Annotated in this window: 12 protein-coding genes; 10 read left to right on the top strand and 2 right to left on the bottom strand. The window is 62.8% G+C overall.

The annotated features are described in order from the left end of the window. Positions 1-33: 33 nt before the first annotated feature. Positions 34-300, bottom strand: coding sequence for a hypothetical protein (locus ABDZ98_RS13805; protein ID WP_343809023.1), 267 nt, complete (start codon positions 298-300; stop codon positions 34-36). A 196-nt stretch (positions 301-496) separates the two neighbouring features. Between ABDZ98_RS13805 and ABDZ98_RS13800 the strand changes: the two genes are divergently transcribed. The 4 genes from ABDZ98_RS13800 (at position 497) to ABDZ98_RS13785 (ending at position 3,884) form a co-directional block, all read left to right on the top strand. Continuing rightward, positions 497-685 (top strand): YgaP family membrane protein, encoded by a 189-nt coding sequence (locus ABDZ98_RS13800; protein ID WP_160591305.1) that lies wholly within the window; start codon positions 497-499, stop codon positions 683-685. Between the two features lie 72 nt (positions 686-757). Beyond that, positions 758-2,056 (top strand): serine--tRNA ligase, encoded by a 1,299-nt coding sequence (serS, locus tag ABDZ98_RS13795; RefSeq protein WP_160591303.1) that lies wholly within the window; start codon positions 758-760, stop codon positions 2,054-2,056. Continuing rightward, positions 2,056-2,811: a 5'/3'-nucleotidase SurE gene (gene surE, locus ABDZ98_RS13790; RefSeq protein WP_160591301.1), complete on the top strand. Its 756-nt coding sequence runs from the start codon at positions 2,056-2,058 to the stop codon at positions 2,809-2,811. Before serS ends, surE begins: the two co-directional genes overlap by 1 nt. Further along, positions 2,811-3,884 (top strand): potassium channel family protein, encoded by a 1,074-nt coding sequence (locus tag ABDZ98_RS13785; RefSeq protein ID WP_160591299.1) that lies wholly within the window; start codon positions 2,811-2,813, stop codon positions 3,882-3,884. The genes surE and ABDZ98_RS13785 overlap by 1 nt, the downstream gene beginning before the upstream one ends. Here ABDZ98_RS13785 and ABDZ98_RS13780 read toward each other — a convergent pair. Continuing rightward, positions 3,881-4,297, bottom strand: coding sequence for a DUF1761 domain-containing protein (locus ABDZ98_RS13780; protein ID WP_160591297.1), 417 nt, complete (start codon positions 4,295-4,297; stop codon positions 3,881-3,883). The genes ABDZ98_RS13785 and ABDZ98_RS13780 overlap by 4 nt on opposite strands. A 71-nt stretch (positions 4,298-4,368) precedes the next feature. Here ABDZ98_RS13780 and rimO point away from each other — a divergent pair, with 71 nt between their 5' ends. The 6 genes from rimO to edd all read left to right on the top strand — a co-directional run bounded on the left by rimO (position 4,369) and on the right by edd (position 13,125). Then, the gene (rimO, locus tag ABDZ98_RS13775; protein ID WP_160591295.1) at positions 4,369-5,745 is read left to right on the top strand and encodes a 30S ribosomal protein S12 methylthiotransferase RimO; all 1,377 of its coding nucleotides are present in this window, start codon (positions 4,369-4,371) and stop codon (positions 5,743-5,745) included. Between the two features lie 541 nt (positions 5,746-6,286). Next, positions 6,287-7,516 carry a PQQ-dependent sugar dehydrogenase gene (locus ABDZ98_RS13770; protein WP_160591293.1) on the top strand — a complete coding sequence of 410 codons (1,230 nt, stop codon included), beginning with the start codon at positions 6,287-6,289 and terminating at the stop codon, positions 7,514-7,516. 849 nt (positions 7,517-8,365) lie between these two features. Beyond that, positions 8,366-8,782 (top strand): secondary thiamine-phosphate synthase enzyme YjbQ, encoded by a 417-nt coding sequence (locus ABDZ98_RS13765; RefSeq protein ID WP_160591291.1) that lies wholly within the window; start codon positions 8,366-8,368, stop codon positions 8,780-8,782. A gap of 37 nt (positions 8,783-8,819) precedes the next feature. Continuing rightward, complete coding sequence (locus ABDZ98_RS13760; protein ID WP_160591289.1) at positions 8,820-9,626, top strand: transglutaminase-like domain-containing protein; 807 nt, start codon at positions 8,820-8,822, stop codon at positions 9,624-9,626. Positions 9,627-9,872: 246 nt separating this feature from the next. After that, positions 9,873-11,303, top strand: coding sequence for a glucose-6-phosphate dehydrogenase (zwf, locus tag ABDZ98_RS13755; RefSeq protein WP_160591288.1), 1,431 nt, complete (start codon positions 9,873-9,875; stop codon positions 11,301-11,303). Continuing rightward, the gene (gene edd / locus ABDZ98_RS13750; RefSeq protein WP_160591287.1) at positions 11,296-13,125 is read left to right on the top strand and encodes a phosphogluconate dehydratase; all 1,830 of its coding nucleotides are present in this window, start codon (positions 11,296-11,298) and stop codon (positions 13,123-13,125) included. Before zwf ends, edd begins: the two co-directional genes overlap by 8 nt. Position 13,126 lies beyond the last annotated feature (1 nt).

The following is a 13,126-nucleotide window of genomic DNA, read 5'->3' as shown; positions in this document are numbered from 1 at the left end:
CCGGACATCTGGTCGAAGTCGCCATATGGCAGCTCATCGGGTTGAGCGCGGCGGCAAGCCGCGCCATTCGTGGGCCTTACCTCTGCCGATTATGCCCGGACCGTCGCATATCTCGACGCGCATGTTCCGGCCGGAGAACGCATTCTTGTGGGGCTGGACCGGCATGACAAGGTTTTCGCCAATGGCCTGTCGATCTATTTCCTGGCGGACCGTCTGCCCGGCACCAAATGGGCCCAGTTCGATCCGGGCGTGACCAATACCGCCGGCATCCAGCGTGAGATCATTGACGATCTCAGGCAATATGACGTCCAGTGGATCGTCCGCGATGCCTCATTCGAAAATGTAAACGAGCCGAACCTCAGTCCCGGGGACGCAGGCGCGGACGCGCGTGCGCAAAACCCGGAACGCGGATGCGCGTGCGAAAAGCACATAGTTGCTCTAAATCAATGCGGCTTTGCTGGCGCGCCTGCACTGGCAGCATCGAAGGAGCAAAATCATGTTTGCAACCAATGTCGGCTCTGCCGATCGTGTGATCCGTATCGTCCTTGGCCTGATTCTGTTGTCGCTGACCATGGTCGGGCCGCAAACGCCGTGGGGGCTGATCGGCCTTGTGCCGCTGCTGACCGGTCTGTTCCGGACCTGCCCGCTCTATTCGCTGATCGGGGTCAACACCTGCCCGAAATAGGGTGTGCACCGGACCTGCTGCTGCGCGCCAACACTGGACAATTGCCGTGCCAAGAAGGCATAGGCCGCGCCCATGCATGACCTACGCACCATCCGTGAGAATCCGGAAGGCTTCGACGCCGCGCTGAGCAAGCGCGGGCTTGATCCGCTGAGCAAGGCGCTGCTGGCGCTGGATGAGGAGCGCCGCGCGCTCTCCACGCGCCTGCAGGAAGCGCAAAGCCGCCGCAATGAAGCCTCCAAGGCCATTGGTGCGGCAATGGGCAAGGGTGACAAGGACACTGCCGAGGCGCTGAAGGCCGAAGTGGCCGAACTGAAGCAGACCATGCCCGCAATCGAGGAACGCGAACGCAAGGTCGCCGCCGAGCTGGATGGGCTGCTGGCCGCCATCCCCAACCTGCCCGCCGATGACGTGCCGATGGGCGCGGATGAGGCGGACAATGTCGAGGTCAGCCGCTGGGGCACTCCGCGTGAGTTCGCCTTCCAGCCGCAGGAACACGCCGATATCGGCCCCGCGCTGGGGATGGATTTTGAAACCGGCGCGGCCCTTTCCGGCGCGCGCTTCACTTTCCTGCGCGGTCAGATGGCGCGGCTGCACCGAGCGCTTGGTCAGTTCATGCTGGACCGGCACACCACGCAAAGCGGTTATACCGAATGCGCGCCGCCAGTGCTGGTCAACGACGCGGCAATGTATGGCACCGACAAGCTGCCAAAGTTCGCCGACGACAGCTTCCGCACCACCGATGGCCGCTGGCTGATCCCCACCGCAGAAGTCAGCCTGACGGCGTCTGTACAGGGCCAGATCGTGGATACAGATGCGCTGCCGATGCGCATGACCGCGCTCACCGTCTGCTTCCGCAGCGAGGCCGGTTCAGCGGGCAAGGACACGCGCGGCTTCATCCGCCAGCATCAGTTTGAAAAGGTCGAGCTGGTCAGCGTCACCCGGCCCGAAGATAGCGAGGCCGAGCATGAACGCATGACTGCCGCCGCCGAAGGCATATTGCAGGCGCTGGACCTGCCCTATCGCAAGGTATTGCTGTGCACGGGCGACATGGGCTTTGGTGCGCGCAAGACCTATGATCTGGAAGTATGGCTGCCGGGGCAGAACGCTTACCGGGAGATCTCATCCTGCTCGAACACTGGAGATTTTCAGGCCCGGCGGATGAACACGCGTTACCGACCCAAGGTTGATCAGGCGGAAGCCGGCGCCAGGAAGACCGATTTCGTCCACACGCTCAACGGCTCCGGCCTCGCCGTGGGCCGCACGCTGGTGGCGGTGCTGGAGAACTACCAGCAGGAAGACGGATCGGTCACCGTACCCCCTGTCCTTGCGCCCTATATGGGCGGGCTGGAAAAGCTGCTACCCGCAAGCTGATGCGCATTTTGCTGACCAATGACGATGGCATTCACGCCCCCGGTATGGCGGTGCTGGAAGCCATCGCCCGGCGGCTTTCCGATGATGTGTGGGTGTGCGCCCCGGCAGAAGAGCAATCGGGCGCGGGCCATTCGCTCACCCTGCATATGCCGGTGCGACTGCGCAGCTTTGGCAACCAGCGCTACGCCGTAACCGGCACGCCGACAGATGCCGTCAACCTGGGCTTGCGCAAGCTGTTTGCGGACCAGAAGCCCGATCTGGTGATCTCCGGCATCAATGCAGGCGAAAACCTGGCCGATGACATCACCTATTCGGGCACCATATCCGCCGCGATGGAAGCGGCGCTGGCGGGCATTCCTGCCATCGCCCTGTCACAGGCCATGCGCACGCCTTCCTCCAGTTTCGATGCGGCTGAAGCCTGGGCCGAAAAGGTCCTCGCTCCGCTGGTGGAAGTGACCATGGCCAGGCGCACGCTGGTGAACGTCAACTTCCCCGATCTGCCCGCAGAGGCCGTGAAAGGCATTCGCGTGGTGCGGCAGGGCTTCCATGATTACCAGCGCGGATCGCTGGTGGAAGGGACCGATCCGCGCGGGCGCAACTATTACTGGTTCGGGCTGGAAGACATGGAGCACACGCTTGACCACGGCACCGATCTGGAGGCCGTTGCGGATGGCTATATCGCAGTCACGCCGTTGCAGCTGGACCTGACCCATCACTCCGCCATCGGCACGCTGGCGGAAAGGTTCGCAGGCTGATGGTGGAACGCCGGCGATCACTTATCCGGGACGCCCGCTCGCGCCGCTTCACCCCCCTGCGCCGCGCCGTGAGCGTGCCTGTGTGGGGCGATCTGGGCATTCGCCTGGGTCTTGCACTGATCCTGATCATGAGCGTGGTGATGATCCACTGGCTGGACCGCGACGGGCTGAGCGATACGCATGACGGCGTGGTGAGCTTCCTCGACGTGGTCTATTTCACCATGATCTCCATCACCACCACCGGCTTTGGCGACATTGCCCCGATCAGCGACCGCGCGCGGCTGGTGGAAGCGGTGATCGTCACGCCGGTGCGCTTTGCGGTGCTCTTCATTTTCGTGGGTACGGCGTATAATTTCATCATCAAGAGAAGCTGGGAGAAATTTCGCATGTCTCGCATTCAAAGCCAGCTGTCCGATCATGTCGTGGTGCTTGGCTTCGGCGTGTCCGGCTCCGAAGCGGTCAGCGAACTGATCGAGCGCGGCACCGATCCGCGCAATATCGTGGTGATGGACCGCGATGAACACCAGCTCGAACAGGCCGAGGAACTGGGCTGCAACGTGATCGAGGCGGATGCCACGCGCGATGAAAGCCTGATGGCGGTGCGCATCGATGAAGCGCAGACGGTGCTGGTATCAGCAGGGCGCGACGATGCCTCCATCCTGATCGTGCTGACCGTGCGCCACCTTGCGCCCAACGTGCCGATCAGCGTGGTGGTGCGCGCATCCGATAATGAGATCCTGGCGCATCAGGCAGGTGCCAACAATGTCATCAACCCGGTGCGCTTTACCGGCCTGCTGCTGGCGGGCAGCGCGCAGGGCGCGCATATCGCCGATTACCTGGCCGACCTCGCCTCCGTCTCTGGCCGTGTCCAGCTGGTGGAACGTCCGGTCAAGCCAGAGGAGATCGGCAAGCCGCTGAGCGAGCTTTCCACCGGTGGCCGGGGCCTGCGCATCTATCGCAACGGCGGCGCCTGCGGCTTCTGGGAAGCCGAGGCGGGCGCGTTGCAGGCAGGCGATATCGTGGTGGAGATCCTGCCGACCGGCGAGGACGCGATTTCCACCAAGGGCGACTAGCTCAGCAGCACGAACACCGCGCCCATTGCTGCGGTGCCGAAGATGAAGTGACCGGCATCGATCAGGAACAGCTTCAGGGGCCGGTTCTGGAAGAGGTAGTTGATGCCGATGGCCGGTGTCATCACCGCAGCGCCAAGGCCGACTGCCATCATCATGATGACATGCGGCTGCGGGCTGGTGCGGGCGATCATGTGGCCCAGCAGCCATGATACGATCAGTTCCAGCAGCAGAGCCGTCAGCATGATCTTGACCGTGTAGCCGTTGCCCCTGGCCCTTGCCTCGGCCTTGGCCGCCTCGGTTATGCCCGCTGCGGCCTGCCATGCCTTGCTGAACAGCGGGCCGTACCAGATGGCCCCCACGGCGAAGAAGGCCAGCGCGCCCAGCAGCACGGCCAGATAGTTCACATCACCCATAGCACCCACTCCTCACGCTCTCGCCGCGCACTCTAGCGCAAAGCGCAGCGCGGGTGTAGGGGCGCGCCACCATGGCCAATCAAATACCCGATCAGAAGCGCGTGGGCATCGTCAGCCTGGGCTGTCCCAAGGCGCTGGTCGATTCCGAACGCATACTCACCAAATTGCGCGCCGATGGCTACGCGATGAGCCCCGACTATGCCGGAGCGGACGTGGTGCTGGTCAACACCTGCGGCTTCCTCGACAGCGCCAAGGAGGAGAGCCTTGACGCGATTGGCGAGGCGATTGCCGAGAATGGCCGCGTGATTGTGACCGGCTGCATGGGCGATGAGGCCGACGTGATCCGCGCCCGCCACCCGCAGGTGCTCGCCATCACCGGCGCGCATCAGTATGAGGACGTTGTCAAAGCCGTCCATGAAGCCGCGCCGCCATCGCAGGGCCCGTTCATCGACCTGATCCCGCAAATGGGCGACCTGGCCGACATCAAGCTCACTCCGCGCCATTACAGCTACCTCAAGATTTCCGAGGGCTGCAACCACTCCTGCGCCTTCTGCATCATCCCGAGCCTGCGCGGAAAGCTGGCCAGCCGCCGGGTGGATGCGGTGCTGCGCGAGGCCGAGAAGCTTGTCGCCGCCGGCACGAAGGAGCTGCTGGTCATCAGCCAGGACACCTCCGCCTACGGCGTCGACACCCGCCATGAGGAGCGCGAGTGGAAGGGCAGCCCGGTGCGCGCCCACATGACCGATCTGGCCCGCGAACTGGGCAAATTGCGCACACCCGCCGGTGAAACGCCGTGGGTGCGCCTGCATTATGTCTACCCCTATCCGCACGTGGATGCAGTGATCCCGCTGATGGCTGAGGGGCTACTGACGCCCTATCTGGACATTCCCTTCCAGCACGCCTCGCCCTCCGTCCTGAAAGCCATGAAGCGCCCGGCGAATGAGGCCAAGGTGCTGGAACGGCTGAAGAGCTGGCGCGAAATCTGCCCGGACATCACCGTGCGATCCAGCTTCGTGGTCGGCTTTCCGGGAGAGACCGAGGAAGACTTCCAGTACCTGCTGGACTGGCTGGAAGAAGCCCAGCTGGACCGGGTGGGCGCCTTCCGTTTCGAACCCGTCGAAGGCGCAGCCGCCAACGACCTGCCGAACCCGGTGCCAGAGGCGATCAAGGAAGAACGCTATGCCCGGCTGATGGAAGTGACCGCAAGGATCAGCGCCGCCAAGCTGCAGGCCAAGATCGGCAGGACCCTGCCCGTCATCATCGACGAAGTGGGCGAACCGGACGAAGACGGCGACATCGGCGCCACCGCCCGCAGCCAGGCCGACGCGCCGGAGATCGACGGCAATGTCTTCCTGCGCAACGTGCCCGCTGACCTGAAGGCCGGCGACTTCGCGCAGGCACTGATCGAGGATGCCGACGAGCATGACCTGTTCGGGGTGATCGTCTAGGCGCCAAACGGTTCGCCGAAGCGAAACGTCACCCTGAACTTGTTTCAGGGTCCATTTCTTCACCAGGTCTTCCACCCGAAGATGAAGCATGGATGCTGAAACAAGTTCAGCATGACGGGATGGCTATGAGCAGGCCGGGGAATATGCAGGTCAGCCCGGAAACCCCGCCCCATGTTTACACAAGTTACACCATGTATACCTGGTGCATCGCAGCCTAACACGCTGTTTTTGCAAGAAGATTTGCTCGATTTTGCGGGCGGGATCACACAGCAGAAATAAAAATCATATTACGCACCACTATGCGAAAATTTCCTACACGCCGCGCGTGAGGGAATTGGGTGCAGACAGTGGGAAAGAGCCGCCGTGGCGCTAGGCTGGTCCGGGGTGTGTAGGACAGCGCGAATTTCCCCTATTGGGTGGAAAGCAGACCTCACGCGTCCAGACGCAATGGTTTGGCACTGAAGCCCCACACTCGTGGATGACTTGGCTCGCGCCCGGCCTGTGCTATGTCTCGTTCCACAAGAACCTTGGGAGGGGTGGCATGAGAAACAGAATTCCTGGCGGTATTGTGAGCGCGGCGATGGCTGCTGCGTTTTTCGCCACCGGTGCGTATGCGCAGCAGGACGTGCCGATGACCGAAACCCGCATACCCGTGGCGCCGACGGGCCTGGCGGACAATCCGCTGCCCGACGGTCCTTTCCATTATCGGACCGCAGAGGGGATGGACATTCGCGTGGAGGTGCTCGCCCGCCTCGAATACCCGATGTCGATGGCTTTCCTGCCCGATGGTGACATGCTGGTGGTCACCCGCCGGGGCGAGTTGCACATGCTCGAACAGGGCGCTTCCGAGACAAGCTTGATCGAGGGTGGGCCGGAAGGTGTGTTCTTCGGCGAGTCCGGAGATGCCGGCACCTCCCATGCCTATGTCGATATCGTCCTGCATCCGGACTTCGCAGCCAACCATTTCATTTATCTCGCCTACAACAAACCGACCGAGGATGGCTCGCGCGTAATGGCGCTGGGCCGCGGCCGCTGGACCGGAGACCGACTGGAGGGGTTCGAGGACATATGGGTCGCACATCCGGGCGTGTCGGGCGTGAGCCGCATGGCCTTCGCCAATGATGGAAAGCTGATCTTCACCACCAGCGGCTCCGGGCCGCAGAACCTGTCCACCGCAGGCGGCAAAGTGCTGCGCATCAATGATGACGGCTCGATACCCGACGACAATCCCTTCATTGGCGATGCCAATGCGCGTGACGACGTCTATTCCTATGGCCATCGTGGCTCGCTGGGCCTTGCCATCCATCCCACCACTGGCGCAATCTGGCAGAACGAGAACGGCCCCAATGGCGGTGACGAGATCAACATCATCAAGCCAGGCGCCAATTACGGCTGGCCCTATGTCAGCCTGGGCCGCACCTATCAGGGTCCCTGGCAGGCCGAGCGGCCGCGCCACGACCTGTTCGAGCCGCCCGTTGTCTATTGGATGCCCGCCATCGCGCCGTCCGGAATGCTTTTCTATACCGGCGATGCGCTGCCCGCGTGGAAAGGCGATATCTTCGTCGGCGCCTTGCGCACCGGTGAGATCCCCGGGACCGGCCATCTGGAGCGCATCCTGATCAACCAGAACATGCAGGAACTGCGCCGCGAGACTTTGCTCTACGACCTTCGCCAGCGCGTCCGCGACGTGCGCCAGGGGCCCGACGGCTACATCTACCTCGCCACCGAAGAACGCGACGGCGCCATCCTGCGGATCGTCCCGGACGATTGAACCTTGAGCAATGGGAGATTGGACGGATTATTGGCGCCCACTTTCAAAAACTGAATTCGGGTGTTCCGGAAAGCTGGGAGTTGGGTCGTTAGCTGTCGATCAGCGATCAACGCGCTGAATGTCCACTTTTAGGGTGGATAGCTGACCTTGGCTCACGGTTGCCTGCGAGAGTACACAATTCGCAGGGCCGCGCTGGCAAGAAGTAAGATGATTGGCAACCCGAGCGATACTGCGGCCGTTACTCCGCGGATAAATTCCTGACAGGGCGTTTCCAGATCGAATCCGAAAACACCATCCGGAAGTGGCGGAAATGAATCGGAAACACCCAGTAACGGACAAGCCCCTCTGAAATCTTCCGGTACCTGGACGAATGATGCAACTGCCATTCCCAAAGCGAATGCAAGGTACGAGAGTATCAGGGCAACATTAGCGCTTTGGCTGCCTAGAAAGTGGTCCCTTCCGGCAATGGCGGTCAGCAGCCAATAAGAACCCAAGATTGCGACTACTATCGCGTAAAAAACTGCAAGAGACCTTTGCCATTGTGAAACCACCCAAGCGTCAATCTCTGGGTCAAATCCATTTACCTCGACTGTGTAGGGAGCAAATAGGAACTGCGCACCCGCCAATAGAGCTATAGCGGCTACGGAGGCACCAAACCCGATAGCCGCACTTTTGAAGCGCGATACTTGTCCAGAGGCTCCATGAGTTGTCGACATTTCGTCAGAATATCGACTTTTTCAACGTCCGCAAATGGGTCGTTAGCGGACGCACTCGCGCCGACGCAGCCCAGATCATGGCTTCCACCGCTTTTCCCTACCAACCACCCCCATCGCCCTCTAAACCCACCCCATGCACCAGTCCCAGACCAGCTTCACCATCCCCACCCGCGGCAAGTCGCTGTATGAGTTCACCGATCAGGTGGCGGACTGGCTGGCGTCCACCGATATTGCCACCGGGCTGCTGACGCTGTTCTGCCGCCACACCTCTGCCTCGCTGCTGATCAATGAGAATGCCGCACCGGCCGTTCAGCGGGATATCCTGCGGTGGATGGAGATGGTTGCGCCGGAGCGGGCGGGGTATGAGCATGATGATGAGGGGCCGGACGATATGCCCGCGCATATCCGCACCCTGCTGACGGGTGAGAGCCTGCAAATTCCGGTGGCGGACGGGCGGATGGTGCTGGGCACGTGGCAGGGGATTTTCCTGGCCGAACACCGCAGCTCTGCTCACCGCCGGCAGGTGGTGGGGCATTTAATCGGCGAGTGAGGGAAACCAACTGCGCGCAGGCGCGTTCGCCCAGCATATGCCCATCACCATAAACTCTCGCTTCTCGTTCTTCCTCAACCAGCCGAGCGATGCCCTGCTGCATTTCGAGGCGGCGATGATCCCCGAACAGGATATCCTCAGCTGCGATACGCAGATGGGCGAGGCGATGCATTTTGCCCGCGTGCCCGCGCAGGACAATATCGGCGAGCGTATCTGGATCCGCTCCGAAGGCTATTTCGAAGTGGCCTATTCCGCCAGTGTGGAGGTCAACCGGCAGGTGCCAGACATCGCCGGACTGGGCGCTATCCTGCCGCATGACCTGCCCGGCGACTGCGTGAAATACCTGTTCGATTCGCGCTATTGCCAGGGCGACCGGCTGCACAGCTTCGTCTATGACAATTTCGGTGAGCTTACGGGCGGTGAGAAAGTGGCCGCCATCCGCGACTGGATCTCACGCGAAATGGTCTATGAGCCGGGCAGCAGCGATGCGCGCACCACGGCGATAGACAGCTTTGTGGAACGGCGCGGGATCTGCCGCGATTTTGCCCATGTGCTGATCGCCCTGTGCCGCGCGGCCACCATCCCCGCGCGCTATGTCAGCTGCTATGCCCCCGGCGTGAATCCGCCCGATTTTCACGCCGTGGCCGAGGTGTTCCTGGCCGATCCCACAGTGCCCGGCGGCGGCGCTTGGTACATGGTCGATGCCACCGGCATGGCCGATCCGGCAAAGGCAGTGAAGATCGGCGTGGGCCGCGATGCCGCCGATGTCAGCTTCCTGACCATATTCGGCCCCGCCCAGTTCAACATGAGCGAAGTGCAGGTAAGCGAAACGCCCGCCACCTGAACCGCAGACCTGATCGCCAAACCTCATAGCCCGCCCTGAACTGCAGACCCGATAGCCAGACAGGTCTTGCCAAGCGGGTCCTTCGTCGCCTAAAGTGAACGTTCACAACGGGGTTGATGCAAGGCTGGTGTGGTGCGGGCCCGGGTCGGGCGGGCAATTGAATTGTGCCTTGAATCAACGCCTCTATTGCAGCGCAACATGATCGGTGGGTAATATGCCCTTCAAGCGCCACTGCGAGGAATGCGAATGACGTCGAAGGCACACACACTCCTGTTGTTCGGGGCAACGGGGGATTTGTCGCAGCGGATGTTGCTGCCCAGCCTTTGCGCCCTCCACACAGACGAGCTGATTGCCGAGGATCTGCGCATCGTGGGAACTGCGCGTTCTCCGATGACCGACCTGGAATTCCGCAACTTCGCCCGCGATGCGCTGGAAAAATACATGCCGGCCGAACGGCGCGGCCACATGGCCGATTTTCTGGGTCGACTGAGCTATCAGCAGCTGGATGTGACCAGCCCCGAAGGTTATGAGGAACTGGCCGCAAAGGTTGACGCGGGCGAGGATCTGGCGATCTTCCTGTCGACCGCGCCCAGCCTGTTCAAGCCCACCATCGAAGGCCTGCAAAAGGCCGGCCTGGCAGGCGAAGGCGCGCGCATCAGCCTGGAAAAGCCGCTGGGGTCGGACCTGGCATCGTCCTGCGCCATCAATGATGCGGTGGCTGCGGCCTTCCCCGAACGCCGCATCTTCCGCATCGATCACTATCTGGGCAAGGAGACGGTGCAGAACCTGCTGGCGCTGCGCTTTGCCAATCTGCTGTTCGAACCGCTTTGGCGCAGCCAGTATATCGACCACGTGCAGATCACCGTGGCCGAGACTGTCGGGCTGGAAAGCCGGGTCGATTTCTATGACGATGCCGGCGCGCTGCGCGACATGGTGCAGAACCACATGCTGCAATTGCTGGCGCTGGTGGCGATGGAGCCGCCGGGCAGTTTCGACGCCGATGCCGTGCGTGACGAGAAGGTGAAAGTGCTGCGCGCGCTGCGCCCTGTCAGCGCCGAGGAAAGCGTCACCGGCCAGTATCGCGGCGGAGCCAGCAGCGGTGCCATCGTGCCCGGCTATGACGAGGAACTGGGCCGCGACAGCAATACCGAGACCTTCGTTGCCCTCAAGGCCCATGTCGACAACTGGCGCTGGCGCGGCGTGCCGTTCTACCTGCGCACCGGCAAGCGCCTGCACAAGCGTGTGACGGAGATTCTGGTGCAGTTCCGCCAGGTGCCGCATTCGATCTTCCCCGATGCGCGGATGAAGGCCAACCAGCTGCTGATCGGCATTCAGCCGGAGGAGAACATCTCCATGACGCTGATGGCCAAGGTGCCGGGGCTGGAGGAAGAAGGCATGACCCTGCGCTCCGTCCCGCTGGATATCGCCATGCCCGATGCCTTCACCGGCAAGCACAAGCGCATCGCCTATGAACGGCTGCTGCTGGACCTGATCAACGGTGACCAGACGCTGTTCGTGCGCCGTGACGAGGTGGAGGCGCAGTGGCGCTGGGTCGATGCGATCCGCGCAACATGGGCCAAGGAAGGCGTCACGCCCAAGACCTATAACGCCGGAAGCTGGGGGCCAAGCGCCGCCATCGCATTGGCAGAACGCGACGGGGTAAGCTGGCATGAGTAATCTGCACCCCGCCGTGGAGCGGGTGACCGACCGCATCATCGAACGATCGCGCAAGGGCCGCACGGCCTATCTTGCGCTGATGGCGGAAGAGGGCGAGCGGCATAAGGATCGCAACACCTCCCTGCCCTGTTCCAACCTGGCGCACGGCTTTGCCGCTGCCGAGGAAGACAAGGCCAGCATCGCCACCCGCGCCGGGCCGAACATCGGCATCATCAGCGCCTATAATGACACCATCAGCGCGCATCAGCCTTACGGCGCCTATCCGCCCCGGCTGAAGATCTATGCCCGCGAAGCAGGGGCCACGGCGCAGGTGGCCGGCGCCACGCCCGCCATGTGTGACGGCGTGACGCAGGGTGCAGACGGCATGGAACTGTCGCTGTTCAGCCGCGATGTGATCGCGCTGGCGGCGGGCGTGGGCCTGTCTCACAACATGTATGATGCGGTGGCGCTGCTGGGTATTTGCGACAAGATCGTGCCCGGCCTGCTGATGGGCAGCTTGCGCTTTGGCTGGCTGCCGGCCATGTTCATTCCGTCAGGTCCGATGGCCAGCGGCCTTGCCAACAAGGAAAAGCAGCGCGTGCGCCAGCTCTATGCCGAGGGCAAGGTGGGCCGCGCCGAATTGCTGGAGAGCGAGAGCAAGAGCTACCACTCGCCCGGCACATGCACCTTCTATGGCACCGCCAATTCCAACCAGATGATGATGGAGCTGATGGGCCTGCACATGCCCGGCGCCGCTTTCGTGCAGCCCGGAACGCAGCTGCGGCAGGAACTGGACCGCGCCGCCATGCACCGGCTGTCCGCCATAACCTGCGATGGCAATGATTACCGCCCCTTGAGCGCCTGCGTGGATGAAAAGGCCATCGTCAACGCTGCCGTGGGCCTGCTGGCAACCGGCGGATCGACCAATCACGCGATCCACATTCCCGCTGTTGCGCGCGCTGCCGGGATCATCATCGACTGGTCCGACATGGCCGAGCTGAGCCATGCCGTGCCGCTGCTCGCCCGCGTCTATCCCAATGGCTCCGGCGATGTGAACCACTTCCACGCCGCAGGCGGGATCGGCTTCGTGATCCGCGAACTGGTGGCAGCAGGGCTGGCGCACAAGGACATATTGACCGTAGGCGGCTATGACCTGGGCGATTACGCGCGTGAGCCGTGGCTGGACAATGGCCAGCTGGAATGGCGCGATATCGATGGCAGCGGAGACGCCGACATGCTGCGCCCCGCCGCCGATCCGTTCCAGGCTGATGGCGGCATGCGGCTGGTGGAAGGCAACCTTGGCCGTGCCTGTTTCAAGACCAGCGCGGTGGACAAATCCCGCTGGACCATCGAAGCGCCATGCCGCGTCTTCAGTGACCAGAAGGCGGTGGCCGATGCCTTCACCGCAGGCGAGCTGGACCGTGACGTGGTGGTGGTGATGCGCTTTCAGGGTCCGCGCGCCAACGGCATGCCCGAACTCCATGCGCTGACACCTCCGCTCGGCGTGTTGCAGGACAAGGGCTACAAGGTGGCGCTGGTGACAGATGGCCGCATGTCGGGCGCATCGGGCAAGGTCCCCGCCGCGATCCATTGCAGCCCCGAAGCGCTGGCGGACAAGGATGGCAACAGCGGGCCGCTGTCGCTGCTTCAGGATGGTGACCTGGTGAGGCTGTGCGCCACCACCGGCACGCTTTCGACCACCGCAGACCTTTCCGCCCGCACGCCGGCCACCGCGCCGCCAGCGGCCAGCGGCACGGGACGCGAGATCTTCGCCATGTTCCGCGTCGGCGCGGATGAGGCGGAAAAGGGCGGCAGCGCCATGCTCGCCGCGGCGGGCCTGTAAT

The sequence above is a fragment of the Alteraurantiacibacter aestuarii genome, assembly GCF_039523595.1.
GTDB lineage: Bacteria > Pseudomonadota > Alphaproteobacteria > Sphingomonadales > Sphingomonadaceae > Alteraurantiacibacter > Alteraurantiacibacter aestuarii.
This window is presented reverse-complemented; position numbering and strand designations above follow the sequence as displayed.